The 17,214-nt window shown below is 35.3% G+C and carries 17 protein-coding genes; 15 read left to right on the top strand and 2 right to left on the bottom strand.

The annotated features are described in order from the left end of the window. The 12 genes from EJA19_RS05940 (at nt 1) to EJA19_RS05885 (ending at nt 12,284) form a co-directional block, all read left to right on the top strand. Entirely contained in the window at nt 1-846 is an 846-nt protein-coding gene (locus EJA19_RS05940) for a hypothetical protein (RefSeq protein WP_125467431.1), read from the top strand. Then, nucleotides 847-1,575 (top strand): class I SAM-dependent methyltransferase, encoded by a 729-nt coding sequence (locus tag EJA19_RS05935; protein WP_125467430.1) that lies wholly within the window; start codon nt 847-849, stop codon nt 1,573-1,575. Next, nucleotides 1,572-2,675, top strand: coding sequence for a glycosyltransferase (locus tag EJA19_RS05930; RefSeq protein ID WP_125467429.1), 1,104 nt, complete (start codon nt 1,572-1,574; stop codon nt 2,673-2,675). The genes EJA19_RS05935 and EJA19_RS05930 overlap by 4 nt, the downstream gene beginning before the upstream one ends. A 73-nt stretch (nt 2,676-2,748) precedes the next feature. Then, nucleotides 2,749-3,885, top strand: a complete 1,137-nt coding sequence (locus EJA19_RS05925) for an acyltransferase family protein (RefSeq protein ID WP_125467428.1) — start codon at nt 2,749-2,751, stop codon at nt 3,883-3,885. Continuing rightward, the gene (locus EJA19_RS05920; RefSeq protein ID WP_125467427.1) at nt 3,878-4,918 is read left to right on the top strand and encodes a glycosyltransferase family 2 protein; all 1,041 of its coding nucleotides are present in this window, start codon (nt 3,878-3,880) and stop codon (nt 4,916-4,918) included. The genes EJA19_RS05925 and EJA19_RS05920 overlap by 8 nt, the downstream gene beginning before the upstream one ends. Continuing rightward, nucleotides 4,915-6,045, top strand: a complete 1,131-nt coding sequence (locus EJA19_RS05915) for a glycosyltransferase (RefSeq protein ID WP_125467426.1) — start codon at nt 4,915-4,917, stop codon at nt 6,043-6,045. The genes EJA19_RS05920 and EJA19_RS05915 overlap by 4 nt, the downstream gene beginning before the upstream one ends. Nucleotides 6,046-6,047: 2 nt before the next feature. Next, nucleotides 6,048-6,857, top strand: a complete 810-nt coding sequence (locus EJA19_RS05910) for a glycosyltransferase (RefSeq protein WP_125467425.1) — start codon at nt 6,048-6,050, stop codon at nt 6,855-6,857. Nucleotides 6,858-6,860: 3 nt separating this feature from the next. Beyond that, complete coding sequence (locus tag EJA19_RS05905) at nt 6,861-7,793, top strand: glycosyltransferase family 2 protein (protein WP_125467424.1); 933 nt, start codon at nt 6,861-6,863, stop codon at nt 7,791-7,793. Nucleotides 7,794-7,857: 64 nt separating this feature from the next. Next, complete coding sequence (locus EJA19_RS05900; protein ID WP_158611360.1) at nt 7,858-8,769, top strand: sulfotransferase; 912 nt, start codon at nt 7,858-7,860, stop codon at nt 8,767-8,769. Nucleotides 8,770-8,995: 226 nt separating this feature from the next. Beyond that, nucleotides 8,996-9,949 (top strand): glycosyltransferase family 2 protein, encoded by a 954-nt coding sequence (locus EJA19_RS05895; protein ID WP_125467422.1) that lies wholly within the window; start codon nt 8,996-8,998, stop codon nt 9,947-9,949. 12 nt (nt 9,950-9,961) lie between these two features. After that, nucleotides 9,962-11,092 (top strand): glycosyltransferase family 4 protein, encoded by a 1,131-nt coding sequence (locus tag EJA19_RS05890; RefSeq protein WP_125467421.1) that lies wholly within the window; start codon nt 9,962-9,964, stop codon nt 11,090-11,092. Next, a complete protein-coding gene (locus EJA19_RS05885; RefSeq protein WP_125467420.1) occupies nt 11,082-12,284 on the top strand; it encodes a glycosyltransferase family 4 protein in 1,203 nt (400 codons plus the stop codon). The genes EJA19_RS05890 and EJA19_RS05885 overlap by 11 nt, the downstream gene beginning before the upstream one ends. 528 nt (nt 12,285-12,812) lie before the next feature. On the opposite strand, the gene EJA19_RS05880 is transcribed toward EJA19_RS05885, so the two are convergent. After that, complete coding sequence (locus tag EJA19_RS05880) at nt 12,813-13,100, bottom strand: type II toxin-antitoxin system RelE/ParE family toxin (protein WP_125467419.1); 288 nt, start codon at nt 13,098-13,100, stop codon at nt 12,813-12,815. After that, entirely contained in the window at nt 13,093-13,332 is a 240-nt protein-coding gene (locus tag EJA19_RS05875) for a ribbon-helix-helix domain-containing protein (protein WP_125467418.1), read from the bottom strand. Before EJA19_RS05875 ends, EJA19_RS05880 begins: the two co-directional genes overlap by 8 nt. A gap of 1,004 nt (nt 13,333-14,336) precedes the next feature. Here EJA19_RS05875 and EJA19_RS05870 point away from each other — a divergent pair. The 3 genes from EJA19_RS05870 (at nt 14,337) to EJA19_RS05860 (ending at nt 17,214) form a co-directional block, all read left to right on the top strand. Next, on the top strand, nt 14,337-15,086 hold the full coding sequence (locus EJA19_RS05870) for a hypothetical protein (RefSeq protein WP_125467417.1): 750 nt from the start codon (nt 14,337-14,339) through the stop codon (nt 15,084-15,086). A 289-nt stretch (nt 15,087-15,375) separates the two neighbouring features. Next, the gene (locus tag EJA19_RS05865; RefSeq protein WP_125467416.1) at nt 15,376-15,600 is read left to right on the top strand and encodes a hypothetical protein; all 225 of its coding nucleotides are present in this window, start codon (nt 15,376-15,378) and stop codon (nt 15,598-15,600) included. 228 nt (nt 15,601-15,828) lie between these two features. Next, nucleotides 15,829-17,214 carry an asparagine synthase-related protein gene (locus EJA19_RS05860; protein WP_125467415.1) on the top strand — a complete coding sequence of 462 codons (1,386 nt, stop codon included), beginning with the start codon at nt 15,829-15,831 and terminating at the stop codon, nt 17,212-17,214.

Below are 17,214 nucleotides of genomic sequence, written 5' to 3'. Positions count from 1 at the left end.
ATGATAAAAAACAATCAAGCCATCTGCACAATAATAACAGCCGATTATTTTTTTTATGCCCAGGCGATATACGATTCTGTGATGGCGCATGATGCAAAAACTTATTTTTATGTTTTGGTGGTTGATGATTATGAGACTAAAAACTTATCTTATAAAGGAATTAACTCTGTTTCGCTTCAAGAATTAAAAACAGCTTACCCAAAAGACTATCAAACCATAGCACATTATGAAAATGATAAAGCCAGTGTGTTACGTTGGGCTTTAAAACCCTTATTTTTAAAATATATATTAAAAGCCAAAGCGATGGAACGTGTTATTTTGGTGGATCCGGATATATATTTTTTTAAATCGCCTAAGTTTTTATTTCAAGCCTTAAAAAAGCATCGGGTATTGCTTACACCACATTGGCGTTCTAAAAACCCTAATTTAGACCCTGTTAATTTTGATTGGTTGTTTAATGGCGGTTTGTATAATGCTGGTTTTTTTGGATGTAATAAAAAAGCAATCCCTATTTTAGATTGGTGGTTGCAAGCCTGTGCTTATAAAATGACAAAGGGTGATGGCTTTTTTGTTGATCAAAGTTATTTAAACCTGATGCCTATTTATTTTGAGGGTGTTTATGTACTTAAACATCGTGGGTGTAATGTGGCTGCTTGGAATCGTATAGAGTGCAAGCGACAACTTTTTGATAAAGAAGTGCTTATAAATGGTAAATACCCTGTTGTTTTTATCCATTTTACAAGTTTAACCATAAAGTTAATACAAGAAAATATTGACCCTAAGCTAACGTCGTATTTAAAAGATTATCAAACAAAGTTATTACAACATAATCCTAATTACAACTAGATGTCTTCCCTTCCAAATGATTTATTTATAACAATTCCTTTAACCACTAAAACATTAGATAGGTATTATATCCGGCACTCTATTTTTAAAGCCTTAGAGGAAGTTTTGCCAAAGTTATCGGGAACACTTTTGGATGTAGGTTGTGGGCAAAAGCCCTATAAAGAGCATATTTTAAAGCATAGTGATGTTGAAGATTACACAGGCTTAGATATAGAAACCGCCTTAGAGTATGATGAAGAAGTAAAACCAGATATTATTTGGGACGGTAATACCATGCCATTTAAAGATAATAGTTTTAATTGTGCAATGGCAACAGAGGTGTTGGAGCATTGCCCAGATCCCGAAGTTGTGTTAAATGAAGTATATCGCATATTAAAGCCAGGAGGTATCTTCTTTTTTACAGTCCCCTTTTTATGGAATCTTCACGAGGTGCCTCATGACGAATATAGGTACACACCGTTTTCGCTAGAACGTCATCTTAATAATTGTGGGTTTACCAATGTAACATTACAGGCAACAGGCGGTTGGCATGCGGCCATGGCACAAATGTTAGGGTTATGGGTGCGCCGTAGCTATATGGGGACTAATAAACGAAAGCTGTTATCTGCTGTGTTAAAACCCATTATTAAACGTTTAATAGCATACGATAAACCAGAGCACGTGCAGTTTAAAGAGGGACAGATGATTACTGGACTTCAAGGTGTTGCTTATAAACCACTGACGGCATGATGACTATAGCGTTACTATCACCACATCAGCAAAACTATTCCGAAACCTTTATACAGGCACATAAAACCTATTTAAAGGATAAGGTATTGCATTATCATGGAGCTAAACACCACATACTTTTAGAAGGGAGTAAGAGCTTATGGGCTATTAAGAAGACCGTTTTGAACCGCTTAAAAAACAAGTTAAGAGTTAGGCAATATACACCTTGGTACCAACCTGTGTTGGATAGTTTTACTAAAGAAGGCGTTTCTGTAGTTCTTGTGGAATTTGGCCATCATGCTTTTAAGCATATCGACTTGTTAAAAGCGTCTAAATTACCTGTTGTGGTACATTTTCATGGTTTTGATGCACATGTATATGATGTGGTAGAGCAATGTAATCAATATCAAGAGGTGTTTCAAATAGCCCGAAAAATTATTGCCGTGTCTCAAGTTATGAGGCGACAGCTTATGGCATTAGGTTGCCCAGAAGATAAATTAGTGGTAACCCCTTGCGGGCCACATAGTGGGTTTAAGGCAATAACACCAAGTTTTAACAATCAACAATTTGTTTCTGTAGGGCGTTTTACCAATAAAAAAGCGCCCCATTTAACTATTTTAGCTTTTAAGCAGGTTTTAAATAGTTATCCAGAAGCCACGCTTTGCATGGTAGGTGACGGGATATTGTTGAGTTCATGTAAAATTTTAGTTAAAGCCTTAAATATTGAGCAAAGTGTGCTTTTTTTAGGAGTTTTAAGTCGAGACGAGATTAGTAAAATTTTTAGTCAAGCTATCGCTTTTGTACAACATTCGGTAGTTGCAGAAAATGGCGATAGCGAAGGCACTCCTGTCGCTGTTTTGGAAGCGAGTTTGTCAGGATTACCTGTTGTAGCTACTAAGCATGCTGGTATTCCTGATGTGGTTATTCATAAACAAACAGGCTTGTTATGCGATGAATTTGATGTGGATACTATGGCTAAACATATGATACATTTAGCTAACAACAGTAATTATGCTGAAACATTAGGTAAGCAAGGAAAACAATTTGTTGCTAGTCAATTTAGTTTAGAAAAGCATATTAGTGTGGTTCAAAAAACCTTAGAGTTTAGTTGTAAAGAGTGAAGTTTTAATATTATAAAGTTAAAAAACTATAAAGAAGCTTTTAAAAAAGATTTGTTGAAATTAATAAAAGGATATGAAAAAGATTTTCTCTTTAAAAATAAATGAGAGTCGTATTTATGGGTTAGATGTTTTGCGAGCTTTTGCTATCATTTTTGTTGTTTTAGTTCATAGTGATACAATACTTCCTGAATGGTTTTTTTCAAAAATATATTATTTTATATTGGATGGAGTTAGTATTTTTTTTGTGTTAAGTGGGTTTTTAATAGGAGGTATTTTAATAAAAGCATTTGAAAAGAAACCATTACACAGACAAATGCTATTTGTTTTTTGGATAAGGCGTTGGTTTAGAACATTACCAAACTATTTTCTTATTTTAACAGTATTACTTTTCCTTAAAACATGGTATAATGATAGTTTTAATCCTTACGATTATTTAAACTACTATATTTTTTCGCAAAATCTATTTTATAGTCATCCAAGTTTTTTTCCTGAAGCTTGGAGTTTGAGTGTTGAGGAATGGTTTTATTTATTAACACCAATTTTAATATTTTACTTTTTAAAATTATCTAAATTAAAAGTCAAACAAGTTGTAGTAATAGTCATTATACTTTTAATTATAATATCAACTTTAATACGCTATTTAAAGTTTTCTGAGTTAACCATTACAAATTTTAAAGAGTTTGATTTTTTAATCAGAAAACAAGTTGTTACTAGGTTAGATAGCTTAATGTATGGTGTTTTTGGAGCTTATTTGTATTATTATTATAGGGCATTTTGGTATAAATATAAAATTGTGCTATTTGGATTAGGAATGAGCATTTTTATCTTCCTAAAAATAGGTGTGTTTAGTGTAGGAGGATATTCTGTTTTTTATTCGGTATTTTCACTTACCATAGTGTCGATTGCAACATTGTTTTTATTACCTTTTTTAAGCTCTATAAAGAATGGTAAAGGGATTATTTTTAAGTGCTTAACTTTTGTTAGTTTAATTTCTTATTCAATGTATTTAGTACATTTATCTATAGTGCAAGGCTGGATATTGGGAAGGTTAAACTTATCTTATTTAGGACTGTCTTGGAAGGTCTATTTATTACTCAAGTATTTTTTATATTGGTTTTTTACTATTTCAATATCTTTTATTCTTTATAAATATTTTGAGATACCTATAATGAATTTAAGAGATCGAGTAAAATCAAAACAGGTTGACTAAATTAATATCCATAATAATTCCACTATATAATCGCGTGCATTTAGTACGGGAAACCCTAGATAGTATATTAGCACAAACTTATACCCATTGGGAATGTTTGGTAGTAGACGATGGTAGTACCGATAATACGCTTACGGTTATTAAAGAGTATACTACAAAAGACGCAAGAATACGAGTATTTTATCGCCCAGATACTAAACCCAAAGGTGCGTCCAGCTGTCGGAATTATGGATTGGATCAAGCTACAGGCGATTTAATTTGGTTTTTCGATTCGGATGACATGATGTTACCTTACACGCTAAGTAATAGAATGGCTTTTGTTAAAATGTTTCCAGATTTAGATTTTTGGGTATTTCAAACCCAACGATTCTTTAAAACCCCTGGAGACGACGCCATGGTTTGGAACGATTTAACCAAGCACAATGCAGCCGATCTAAACGATTTTATGGGTATAAACCCTGTGTGGCATACTTCTGGGCCACAATGGAAACGAGAATTTCTTGTAAAAAATAACTTGTACTTTACAGAAGGTGTGATGAGTTGGCAAGACTGGGAGTTTCATATACGGGTATTACTACTGCAACCTAAGTATAAAAAGTTTATAGACGTACAGGCCTTTAGTTATCAGCGTTTTCACGATGGAGATGCTATTAATAAATGGCAAGATACACAAGTGGTTTATAATAGGTTAGATACTATTTATCGTTTAGCAACACAGTTTACACAAGCAGAGAGGCTAACAAAACTACACCAGAAACAGCTTGCAAAGGTGGTATATTTTAATCTTAGCTTGCTGCCAAAAACTATAAATGTTCGCCCACTTTGGAAACGTTTTTGGTGTTTTTACCCTAATCTATCCAAAATAGATCTTTGGTTTTGGAGTATGTATTTACATACATATAGAAAACAACACCGTCGCGGATATTATCGTTTAAGAAAGGTGATGGATTGGTGTAAAAAAGTGTATTTTAGTAAACACTTGGCTATAGATGATTTGAGCACACGAACTTGGTATAAAATACAACAGAATTGAACATACTTTTTATAACACATAACAGTAAGCGTGCTGGAGCACCAAAAGTATTGTTATTATTTTTGCAATGGCTAAAAAAACATACAAAACACCATATTACGGTTGTAGATATGGCAGCAGGATCACTGCAAAACGATTTTAAAGCAGTAGCTAATAAGTATATTGTTTTATCTGAGTGTAAACCCAAGGCAAACGTATTTTCCAAAGTTTTTAAAAAACAAAAAAAAGCTGAAGACCAACTTATAAGCACGTTAAGTAAAACGTCTTATCATTTGGTATATGCTAATACGGTAAAAACAATTCCTTATGGTGTATTGTTTAAACAAAGGCTGTCTATCCCCAAATTATTTGTTCACATACACGAATTACCTGTAACTATAAAATTATTATTACCCGATATCTCAAAGTATATACATGAAATAAATAAGGTGATAGCTGTTTCTAAATTGGTAAAACAGGGATTAGTATATGAGTATAAAGTGACGTCTGAAAAAATTGAGGTAATATATGAATTTTCAAACGTTACTTTAAATACAAATACAATTTTAGATAAGCCTGATGGAGATAAACTTAGGAAACCACAGTTTAGAGTAGGAGCTTCCGGATATGTCGATTGGCGTAAAGGAGCCGATGTGTTTTTGCAAGTGGCCAGATGTTTTTTTAAACAATACCCAGAAGCCGATGTTGATTTTGTATGGGTTGGTAAAGTGCCAAAACCCGAACGGTTAATTTTGGAAACAGATAGCCTTAAAATGAATTTGCAAGATAAAGTCCGTTTTGTAGGAGAACAAGCCAATCCATATCCTTACTTTAACAGTTTCGACGTGTTTTTAATGCCTTCAAGAGAAGACCCGTTTCCGTTGGTATGTATAGAACTCGGGCAGTTAGGAAAACCCATAATATGCTTTAAGGGTGCTGTTGGAACCGCAGAAATCCTTCAAGGGGGAGGCGGTGTAGTGGTACCGTATTTAGATGTAGAGGCTATGGCAAGTGCAGTTGCAAATTATAAAGACCAACCAGAACTGTGTGCCACTGATGGAGAGGAGGCTAAGGCTTTATTTAAGCGTTTTACAGTTGAAAATCAGGTGCCTAAATTATTAGAAGCCCTTAATGCAATGCTTGATTAGTTTTGATTTCTATTATTGTATCAACATATCGTCCAGACTATTTATCACAATTAGAAACCAATATAGCCAAAACAATTGGGCATATTACTTATGAGGTAATAGCGGTGAAAAACCTTGGCAAATTTGGCATTTGCGAAGCCTACAACAAAGGAGCCGAACAAGCGCAATACGAATGCCTATGCTTTGTACATGAAGATATATTGTTTAATACCTTAAATTGGGGGCAACGTATTATAGCCCATTTTAAGGGTAATAAGGTTGGTGCTGTTGGGCTGGCAGGAAGTGCTTATAAAAGTAAAATACCATCTACGTGGTCTGTGTACAAGCCTTATGTTGCATATAGTTTAAACCAACATACCATAAAAGGGATAAAACGATTAGATAATTATAATTATACCAGTAATCCTTTAAAAGCCGAAGTCGTATCTTTAGATGGCGTGTTTATAGCAACAAAAAAAAGCATTTGGCAACAATGTCGCTTCGATGATAAGCTATTAAAAGGTTATCATGGGTACGACATGGATTTTTCAATGCAAGTAAATCAAACTCACAAATTATATGTTGTATTTGATATTTTAATTGAACATTTCTCAGAAGGAAATCCAGATAAAATTTGGATGCAGGCCGCTATGAAGGTTAATGATAAGTGGAGAAAAAAACTACCTGTACATTGCATTCATAATTTATCTAAATTGGAACAAACACAATTGGAACAGCAAGCGATAATAAGTTTTAAAAGGCGCTTAAAACGGTTTAAATATGCTTTTATGTCAAGAGTTTACTTTTATGTAACCTATGTGTTATTACGATAGTCTATGCAAACAGCAATAATTATAGTAACATACAATGGCCTTCGCTGGATAAAGCGTTGTTTGGAAAGTTGTGGCGATTACCCTGTGGTGGTCGTTGACAATGCGTCAACCGATGGTACGGTAGGTTTTATAGAACAGCAGTTTCCAAACGTCATACTATTAAAGCAAGACACTAATTTAGGCTTTGGGCAAGCCAATAATCTAGGGATTAGCTATGCGTTAAACCACGGTGCAAAGCAGGTGTTTTTGCTTAATCAAGACGCTTATCTTGAAAAAGGGAGTTTAAAAGCCTTGATCGCGACACAAAAACAACACTCAGAGTTTGGCGTTATAAGTCCTATTCATCTTACAGGTGATGGTAAAATGTACGATAGGCAGTTTTATAACGTTATAAACGAACATCATGAATGGCTCCCCAAAAACCTACCCGATATTACTCCAAAAGCAAAGCCAATAAGCATATCTTTTGTAAATGCAGCAGGGTGGTTGGTGTCTAAATCTTGTTTAGTAAAGGTGGGTGGGTTTGATCCTCTGTTTTTTCATTACGGAGAAGATAATAATTATTGCCAACGGGTATTATACCATGGGTTTAAAGTAGGAGTAATAACGACGAGTTTTATTAAACATGATAGAGAGCATCGTCCCAAACCAGTTTATAAAGAGGGAAGCCATACTTATTGGACGTGGTATATGCGTCGTTTAAAAAAACGTTATGCCGATGTAAATAACACCTATGGTTCCATAAACAAGCTATTTATAAAACGTTTAAAATCGTTTGTCGCATCTGTAATAAAGTTAGATTGTAAGCGAAGCACCCTTTTATTAAAGGAATTATGTGTTATAGTAAAGCATAGGAAAGTCATTTTAGTTAGTAAAACTAGAAATACGATTCCAGACACTCATTATTTAACTGTAAAGACAACCAATGATTATTAAATATTTGAAAAATACGCTTAAGTTATGTATTATCCATTATGGCCTGCGTTTAAAGCCTTATCGTATGCAAAATGCTATACTCATTTTTAGTGAGGCTAGAGGGGGGAGCACCTGGTTAATGGAGCTTTTGCATCATGTGCCAAAAACTATCTTAAATTGGGAGCCTTTACATGTTGAAAAAGGTGTTGTGCCTAAAGAAATGAATTTAGGATGGCGGCCCTATCTTACTAAGAATAATGCCACTTTAGAACATAAAAAGCTATTTGAGAATATTTTGTTATTAAAACGTTTCACGCCATGGACGACACGTTATGTGTATTGGAAAGAAGTGTTTACCTCTAAGCATGTGGTTACCAAGTTTGTTCGCGCCAATATGTGTTTACCTTGGATAGTAGAGCAATTTCCAGAATTAAGCTATAAGCCTGTTTTTTTATTACGACACCCTATTGCTGTAGCCTTATCTCGGTTAAAAACATTTAATCGTTTAGATTTAGAAAGCATTCGAGAACCTTTAAAAGGGGCTGACTATTATACCATACCAGAGTGTTTAAATAATGACCGCTATATAGAGCATGCGTCTTTTATTAAAGGATTACAAACACGATTAGAGATAGAAGTAGCGTTATGGTGCTTAAACAATATGATGGTGATTAACCACCCTAATAAAACGTTATGGGTAACGGTATGTTATGAAGATTTAGTTGTAGCCCCACAAGCTACTTTTGAGAAGTTGTTGCAAGCTATGGGAGTAAAGGTGCCGACATCTATATTAAATTCCATTCCTTACAGACGAGCAAGTAGCTCTAATTATCATGGCAATTTAAAACAAGACCCGTTAGCGCAATTATCAAACTTTTTAAAATTACTCTCTAAGGAGGAGTTAACCCGTATTCAAACTATTTTTGATTATTTTGAGTTGAAAATTTATACAGCGTTTAAAGCAGATTCTAATAAAAAAAGCCATGTGTTTAATTAATATGCCAGGAGTCATTGTTTCATTAATGGTTACTCCTAAAATGAGTTGAGGAAATACGTTTTGATATACTTTAGTTCTTCATTTATCATGCTAAGCATTACGAAGTATCTTTATTTAATATAAAGTTTTATTACCGATTCATATCTCACTATTCATAATACAAAACAGGCAACCAATAAACAAAAACTCATAAGGGTTCATTATATTAGCGGTCTAATTGTAAAGCATGCCAAAACACCCACTTGTATCTATAATTATCCCAACCTACAATCGGACACACTTAATTGGCGAGACTTTAAATAGTGTGTTGGCACAAACCTATACCAACTGGGAATGTCTTGTGATTGATGATGGCAGTACCGATAATACCGAAGACGTTTTAAAAACATACATAAATAAAGACTTGCGCATACAATACCATAAACGTCCAGAAACACATTTATCAGGCGGCAATGGGGCGCGAAATTATGGATTTAAGCTAAGTAAAGGGGACTATATACAGTGGTTTGATAGTGATGATGTCATGTATCCTAATTATTTGGAAAGACAACTTAAACATATTCAAACCCACCAAGCCAATTTTTCATTGTGTTTGTACGATTTACAAAACGAAATCACGAGTACCATAAAAACAGGTGAACCACAAGTATTACGTCATGGGTTTTATTACGATTATATTACCAGAATACTTGCAGCAAACTTGCCAACACTATTATTTAAAAAATCATGTTTACTCGGCATTTCTTTAAACGAAAAACTACTTAAATCGCAAGAGTATGAATTTTTACAACGGTTTTTTAGAGCCTATGAAAAAACAGGTGTGTTATTGAACATGTCATTACTTAAAGTAGTAAGGCACCAAAACTCGATTACTGAGAAGCACACGTCCAAAAAAATAGCTTCCGCTTTAGAGGCCTTGTTAATAACATACTCAGAATTGCCAAAAGATAGCCCAGAGTATGTTAGAAAAAAGCTAACCATATTATATTTGAAAACATTATATATGGCTTTTACAAACCGAATGACAGAGACGTTTTATAAATACCTTTTTAAACTCCTTAAGTTTCATGTTTTTAAAGGATTATTGTTGTGTGCTTATTTGGGTGTATTGTATGGTTTTGTACAAGTGTTTCCCATAGGAAATTGGCATTACAAAGCATGCTATAAATTATATCGTTAACTTGTGAGTGCTATGAAAAAAAAACAGCCAATTTGTATCAACTATATTTTTCAGGGGTATCCCACATTTTATCAACCCTATATTCCGCCAGTAATCAGTGCTTTATCTCAAGAAACGTCTTTAAAAGTCAAGGTGAAAACTTTTAAAAAAGGCACAGGAGAAGATATCGAGCAATTACCTGCTTATTACTATAGACGTCTCTACGAAACATTTTCAGCAGTAGTAAAGCCACAATATAAAGGACTGAATTATTTAGAGCTTAAAGCCTTACAGCAACAAGTAGATGTGATTCATGTTATGGATTCGTATTTGAATCCTAAAGTATATGGTTTGTTGCAACAAACTGCCACAAAACGCCCTAAAATAGTATTAACTTTACGAGGCGGTGATACGTATGTAAAACCATGGGTGCAACCTAAATGGACAACGTTTTACAAGACTTATGGTAATTTAGTTGATGCGTTTATTGTGATGAGTAATCACCAAAAGCAATATTTACATACTCGATGGAAAGTCGATTTGGCGCGTATTCATGTGATTCCTATTTCTTATGGTGTTTCTGAAAAAATACCCCCAAAACAGTTACAAGGTGAGTGTTTAACATTAGTAAGTGCCTTTAGAATGTGTTGGGAAAAAAATATTGAAGGGAATATACGTGTAGTAAAACATTTGGTTGAGCAAAACATCCCTGTTCATTATCATATATATGGTGATGGTCCAGATAGCGGTCAAGTGTTTTATCTTATTGATAAATACAACTTACAAAGCTATATTACTTATCATGGACGTATTCCAAACGAGCAATTAAAACTAAAACTTAAAGATTATGATATCTTTTTACAGTTAAGTCATTCTGAGGCTTTTCCGACAAGTGTTTTGGAAGCTCAATCACTAGGGCTTCCCGCTATTGTTTCAGATGCTGGTGGGATGCCAGAAGTTATAGGTGTTGATAAAAGTGGGTTTTCTGTGCCATCATATAATTCAGAGCTAGCAGCCCGTTTAATTATAGGTCTTTTTAAGAACTCTGAAAAATATAAAACATTTTCAAAGGCAGCTATAGATCATGTACAAGAACAGTTTTCAGTAGCACAAGAGGTGGAACGTTTAACAAACTTATATATTAATTTGAGTTGTGAAAGCTAATGCATCTTTAAAAATAGCCATTTATTCAGGCACCATACCCTCGTCCATCTTTATCGAGCATCTTATAGAGGGTGTAGCTAAACACCATCACGTTTTACTGTTTGGTACCATAAAAAAAGCAACGCAGTATAACCATCCTAACATAACCATTGTTGAAACCCCAACTAAGCAGTTAAGGAATATAGGGGTAACAGGAATTAGAAGTTTGAAACTGTTTTTTAAATCACCAAAATTATTAAATGTCGCTTTTCGAGAAGCCTTAACTTATAAAACTCGTTACGAACAGTGGATGCGGTTTTCGCGTTTTGTTCCGGTGTTATTACACCAACCCCATGTGTTTCATTTACAATGGGCCAAAAAACTGTCGCGTTGGCTATTTTTGCAAGACGCTTATGGGTGTAAACTCGTGTTGAGTTTACGAGGGACGCATATTCATATTTCTCCTAAAGCCGATGTTGCTCTAGCACAAAGTTACTACGATTACTTTCCAAAAGTCGATACCTTTCATGCCGTGTCGCAAGATATGAAAACCGAGGCTTTGTCTTATGGAGCAACAGCAGACAACGTTAAAACCATTTACACAATATTACCAGATGCTGTATTTAACCATTTTACACCTGCCAAAGCAGTTAATGAAACTCTAAATATAGTTTCTGTAGGACGTTACCATTGGGTAAAAGGATATGATTATGCGCTTAGAGCTATTAAGTTGTTAAAAGCACAAGGGATTCAAGTAACGTATACCATTATTGCCTCAAAGCCAGTACCAGAAGATATGCTGTTTATGATTAATGATTTATCTCTAGAAGATGTTGTGGTCTTTAAAGATCATGTGCCTCAAGATGCATTGTTCCCGTATTTAAAAACATTTGATGTGTTTTTACTGCCAAGTTTAAGTGAAGGTATTGCGAATGTCGTTTTGGAAGCTATGGCTATAGGCCTTCCAGTAGTGTCTACCAATTGTGGTGGTATGCCCGAAGTGGTGACACCTAACCAAACAGGTTGGTTGGTGCCTATTCGCGACCCCGAAGCTATGGCCAAGGCCATAATAGAAGTCCATCAAACACCTAAGGAGCAATTACAAATGATAACCCGACAAGCACACGATTTTGTAAAAACGCAGTTTAATGCTAAGGATAATATACAACAGTTTTTGGCGTTGTATGACACGGTTGTTAGGAATTATAAATAACTGTCATGCTCCTGTCTATCGACAGGTAGATAGTTCAGCACTTTCCTGTTCACAACTTTTTGTCATGCTGAACTTGGTTCAGCATCTCTTTTTTATAAATAGTTTCAAGATATTATTATTTATGTTCTTCATTCATTTTGCCTTGATGCAAAACGAACCAAAAGATCAAGCCTGTCTGAGGTGCTTCCTTTGGATCACTCACGCTCGATGCTTCATGCTCTTTTCCGATGGTATCGGAACGCACTTCCGCATCTTTGTTCGTTATCACTGCAGACAGCCGTTTGCTTTCTGGCGTTGCCAGAATGAGGTTGGTTTAGTGTGGTTTGAGTTGTTAGTCCCTGAAACGCTAGCCTGTCGTTATACAGGAGTCCAGGGTGACAGAGCTTAATTATATTCTGTCATGCTTCTGTCTACTAACAGGTAGATGGTTCTACATCTCATTATAGAAAGTTTTTAGAAATTCCGAGTATGTTGCCGTTCAGAGTCAGTACCCCGTAACGGCGGTTATGCAGGCTTTTATTAATTCAGTTAAAGTTTTGTGTTTACATCTTGTTTTCCAACTATTGCCATTATCTCGACAATGTTGTCATTGACTCTAAAATAAATGCTGTCAACGCCACATACGCAGCGTCTATAGCCTTCTTTTATGTAATCCACAGACTCAAAGGAAAAAGGGCTTTCTGCAATACTGTCAAAATATTTAAAAAACGATTCGAAATAGTTGTCAGCTTGAGTCATACCGAATTTTTCAACGCCGTAATGGTGAATCCGAATCAAGTCACTTTTTGCTTCGTTGGTCAATCTATATTTAACCATTAAGCAAAGACTTGGATTGTGCTAGAATACTTTCCTTACTATCATTTGAAAATCCGCTATTTTCGGCTTTTTCAAGTTTGACTCTAATCCAATCTATTTGAACTTGTTGTTTTCGGGCTTGTCTAATCAAGTCATTAACAAGCTCACTTTTGCTTGAGTATTCGTTATTTTCCACTTGAGCTTTTAGCCACTCATCGTTAGGTTTTGTAAAAGATATACTTTGTCTTGCCATAATGTTATTATTTGATGTAAATATACACCAAATTTGAATCTATTGCAAGTTGTTACCAACTCCGTATAAATTGCTTATTGTCGCATTATCAGCTGTCATAAATCCCTGTCATGCTCCTTATTTGCCATGCCTACGGCAGGTGAACTGACAGGTAGATATTTCAGCACTTTCTTGTTAATAATTGTTTGTCATGCTGAACTTGGTTCAGCATCTCTTTTTTATAAATAGTTTCAAGATATTATTATTTATGTTCTTCATTCATTCTGCCTTGATGCAAAACGAACCAAAAGATCAAGCCTGTCTGAGGTACTTCCTTTGGATCACTCACGCTCGATGCTTCATGCTCTTTTCCGATGGTATCGGAACGCACTTCCGCATCGTTGTTCGTTATCACTGCAGACAATCGTTTGCTTTCTGGCGTTGCCAGAATGGAGGTGGTTTAGTGTGGTATTGAGTTGTTAGCCCCTAAAATGCTTATCTGGCGTGAGACAGGAGTTTAGGGTGATTTTATTTTTTGTAGTCTTCACTACTCACTACTCACTACTCACTACTCACAATTTACTACTAATATTTGTATTCACCACACACATTCGCCGTAGATATCCCGTAGATACCCCGTACATAGTCCGTACAAAGTTCCAGAAAAATTACACCACGAAAAGCAGTAAAACACATCAAAAACACCAAAAAACAGCAAAAATCAAAATAAGAATCATTTATAACCAAAAGTTTCTAAAACAAAGAATCACATATCAAAGCACCAAAAAAATGATAAAACATAAAATAAAAACAACTACAGCCTAAACACCTGAAAAACAAAAAGGAGTCTTTGGAGTATAAAATATATTTGTCCCAAGCATTGTCGTTAATAGGTCTTGCAGTTGAAATTTATATGTAGGAGCTCATACATACGTGCACCAATTAAAAGATCTAATAACGCAATGTCATTTAATTTTTTAATAATCAGTATGCTTTTGTAAGTATACATAAAAAGAGATAACATCATGGCTAAATACAAAAGCCTTTTTAAAGTAGAAGGATCGTTAGACGATGTAAACTTCTACAAGACCGAAGACGGATACCGCATGAGAACCAAAGGCGGTGTAAGTAAAGACCGTATTAAAAGCGACCCAGCGTTTCAAAGAACTCGTGAAAACAATAACGAGTTCGGAGCTAGCGCTTCCAGTGGGAAGCTATTAAGACGAGCAATTATCGATATGGTGTCTAATGCTAAAGACAGTAAGTTAGCATCCCGATTAACGCAAGTGATGTCGCAAGTAAAAAATGCAGACCTCACCTCACCTCGTGGAAAGCGAAATGTAGCTGTAGGCATTCAAACACCAGAAGGAAAACTACCTTTAAAAGGGTTCGATTTTAACAGAAAATCAAGCCTATCAGAAGTGTTGTTAAGCGATTGGACGTTAAACACCACAACAGGAGAAGTGATAATTGATGATATGATACCAGATCAAAAATTAAACATCCCTGACGGGGCAACACATGTCGAGTTTAGTTGCGGATTTCTAAATCTAGATTTCGAAACTGAAGCTAAGGACATGCAATTAAGTAACATAGAAAACCTGCCTATTAATGGCACGGCATCAACCGTAACCCTAACACCCGTAGCACCAGCTACAGGAAGCGGACAGGCGTTTTATTTGCTTAAAGTGGCTTTCTTCCAAGAAGTAAACAACATGCAGTATCCGCTTAAAAACGGAACCTTTAATGCCTTACAAATTTTAGAGGTGTTATAATTATGTCATGTTTTAACACCAGACAAGTAAAAAGCTATCTGTCTGGTGTTTTTTTTAAGCAAAAAAAATATAACTCAAACATAATAGATTCTATCAAAAAAGTTGAAATAGCGATTTGAAACTATAAAAAAAGAAGATTAAACATATAATTGTAAGAATTTTCTTTAGAATGTTGGTAAATCCGTTGAGAACTATTGGTTTAAATAAATCTAGTACTCTATTTTTTAAATTAACTTGCTAAAAGTTAGAAAATCAACATAGTAGTTAAAATAAAGTTATTTAAGGGAAGATGATGAAAAGGCTATGCATATACCCAAAAGAGGTTGCCATAATTATAGGTAAATCACAAACAACAGCACAAACATTAGTGCGCACCATTAAAGATATTCACGAAAAAGAAAAACATCAAGCACTCACTATACGGGAGTTTTGTGATTATATGGGGTTAGACTATCAAGAAGTGTTTAACATGATAAATAATATAAAAACAAACAATGATAAGCAATCAGCTTAACCATATAAAAATTGCTTTTAACAAAACTCACAACTCCCAATTCCCAACTTCCAACCGACAACCCACAACTCACAACTCACGCTTCACGTCTTCCGCCTTGGCTCATAACCCATAACCGACAACCCCCAACTGACAACCTCCAACTGACAACTCACAACTTACTACTAATTCCTAACCACTATTTGTATTCTTCACGCTTATAGCTATATTAGAGCTCTCGTGTGAGCTATGACTATAAAAACGCCCATTATACCCCAAAAACAAACCTTTGCTAAGGTGCAAGCCCCTCATGAGGTGAACCAAAAAGCCATTTGTGTATTTGCTGCAACAGGTTTTTTTTTAGATACCGATACCTATTGGAAAGATCAAGTGGTTTTGCCAGCAGCAGCAATCAATAAGCTAGATGATAATGGTTTTTTATTAGAGTCTAAACCTTGGTTTCAGTGGTATAACGCCCCAAAAGAACGTCCGTTTCAAGAGGTCGTTGAGGAGTTTTCCGAATTATTTAAAACGATTGTTTCCGAACAAATAGCAGAGCGCTCCGTTATTTTACCATTATCTGGTGGATTAGATAGCCGGACACAAGCGATTGTTCTTAAAGAGCTTCAAGCCAACGTACAGGCGTATAGCTATCAGTTTGAACAAGGCTATAACGAAACACGAATTGCCAAACAAGTAGCAAATCAGTGTGGGTTTTCGTTCGATGCGTTTACAATTCCTAAGGGCTATTTATGGGATAAGATTGATGCTATGTTAGCAATGAATCAAGGCTATTCCGATTTTTGTAGTCCGCGGCAACTGGCCATTCTTAACCAATTAAAATCATATCAAGGGGTCTTTTCGTTAGGCCATTGGGGCGATGTGTTGTTTGACGATATGGGTGTAGCTGAGGATAGCACCATTGACGAGCAAACCCAGCAGCTGATTAAAAAAATTGTAAAACGTGGCGGTTTGAAATTGGCACAAACATTATGGCAAGCCTGGCAACTAGAAGGCAATTTTTACGACTATTTTTACGCCCGAATACAATCCTTATTACAGCAAATAGACATTCCGCATAGTGCTAATGCCCGTTTACGAGCCTTTAAAAGTTTGTATTGGGCGCCACAATGGACAAGTATAAATTTGAGTGTGTTTGAAGCAGCACACCCCATTACCTTACCCTATTATGACGATAGGATGTGTAAGTTTATTTGTGAAATACCCGAACGGTATCTATCGGCACGCCAAATACAAATTGCTTATATCAAGCAAAAAGCCCCTGACTTGGCAAAATTAACGTGGGAGTTATATCATCCGTGTAACCTGTATAATTACAAGAGGTATTATACCTATAAAGGACTTCCGGGGCGATTACAGCATTCTTTGCAATATCGTGTAAAACGACTTTTTGGTAAACCAACTATTCAACGAAATTGGGAGTTGCAATTTCTAGGCAAAGATAACGATAACCACTTGCAACAGGCTTTGTTTTCTGACGAGTTTAAAACCTTGGTACCCATTGAAGTCACAGAAACAACTTATAACGGATTCAAATCTGAAAATCAATTACACTATGCCCATGGGGTAAATATGTTGTTAACCTTGGCGAAGTGGTATTCTAAATCGACATAA

The sequence above is a fragment of the Mangrovimonas spongiae genome (assembly GCF_003944795.1).
In the GTDB taxonomy this organism is placed as follows: Bacteria; Bacteroidota; Bacteroidia; order Flavobacteriales; family Flavobacteriaceae; genus Mangrovimonas; species Mangrovimonas spongiae.
This window is presented reverse-complemented; position numbering and strand designations above follow the sequence as displayed.

What these genes read in the sequence shown, in the direction of transcription:
- EJA19_RS05940 (WP_125467431.1), top strand. Translation starts at nt 1, where the DNA reads ATGATAAAAAACAATCAAGCCATCTGCACAATAATAACAGCCGATTAT.
- EJA19_RS05935 (WP_125467430.1), top strand. Translation starts at nt 847, where the DNA reads ATGTCTTCCCTTCCAAATGATTTATTTATAACAATTCCTTTAACCACT.
- EJA19_RS05930 (WP_125467429.1), top strand. Translation starts at nt 1,572, where the DNA reads ATGATGACTATAGCGTTACTATCACCACATCAGCAAAACTATTCCGAA.
- EJA19_RS05925 (WP_125467428.1), top strand. Translation starts at nt 2,749, where the DNA reads ATGAAAAAGATTTTCTCTTTAAAAATAAATGAGAGTCGTATTTATGGG.
- EJA19_RS05905 (WP_125467424.1), top strand. Translation starts at nt 6,861, where the DNA reads ATGCAAACAGCAATAATTATAGTAACATACAATGGCCTTCGCTGGATA.
- EJA19_RS05900 (WP_158611360.1), top strand. Translation starts at nt 7,858, where the DNA reads ATGCAAAATGCTATACTCATTTTTAGTGAGGCTAGAGGGGGGAGCACC.
- EJA19_RS05895 (WP_125467422.1), top strand. Translation starts at nt 8,996, where the DNA reads ATGCCAAAACACCCACTTGTATCTATAATTATCCCAACCTACAATCGG.
- EJA19_RS05890 (WP_125467421.1), top strand. Translation starts at nt 9,962, where the DNA reads ATGAAAAAAAAACAGCCAATTTGTATCAACTATATTTTTCAGGGGTAT.
- EJA19_RS05880 (WP_125467419.1), bottom strand. Translation starts at nt 13,100, where the DNA reads ATGGTTAAATATAGATTGACCAACGAAGCAAAAAGTGACTTGATTCGG.
- EJA19_RS05875 (WP_125467418.1), bottom strand. Translation starts at nt 13,332, where the DNA reads ATGGCAAGACAAAGTATATCTTTTACAAAACCTAACGATGAGTGGCTA.
- EJA19_RS05870 (WP_125467417.1), top strand. Translation starts at nt 14,337, where the DNA reads ATGGCTAAATACAAAAGCCTTTTTAAAGTAGAAGGATCGTTAGACGAT.
- EJA19_RS05865 (WP_125467416.1), top strand. Translation starts at nt 15,376, where the DNA reads ATGATGAAAAGGCTATGCATATACCCAAAAGAGGTTGCCATAATTATA.
- EJA19_RS05860 (WP_125467415.1), top strand. Translation starts at nt 15,829, where the DNA reads ATGACTATAAAAACGCCCATTATACCCCAAAAACAAACCTTTGCTAAG.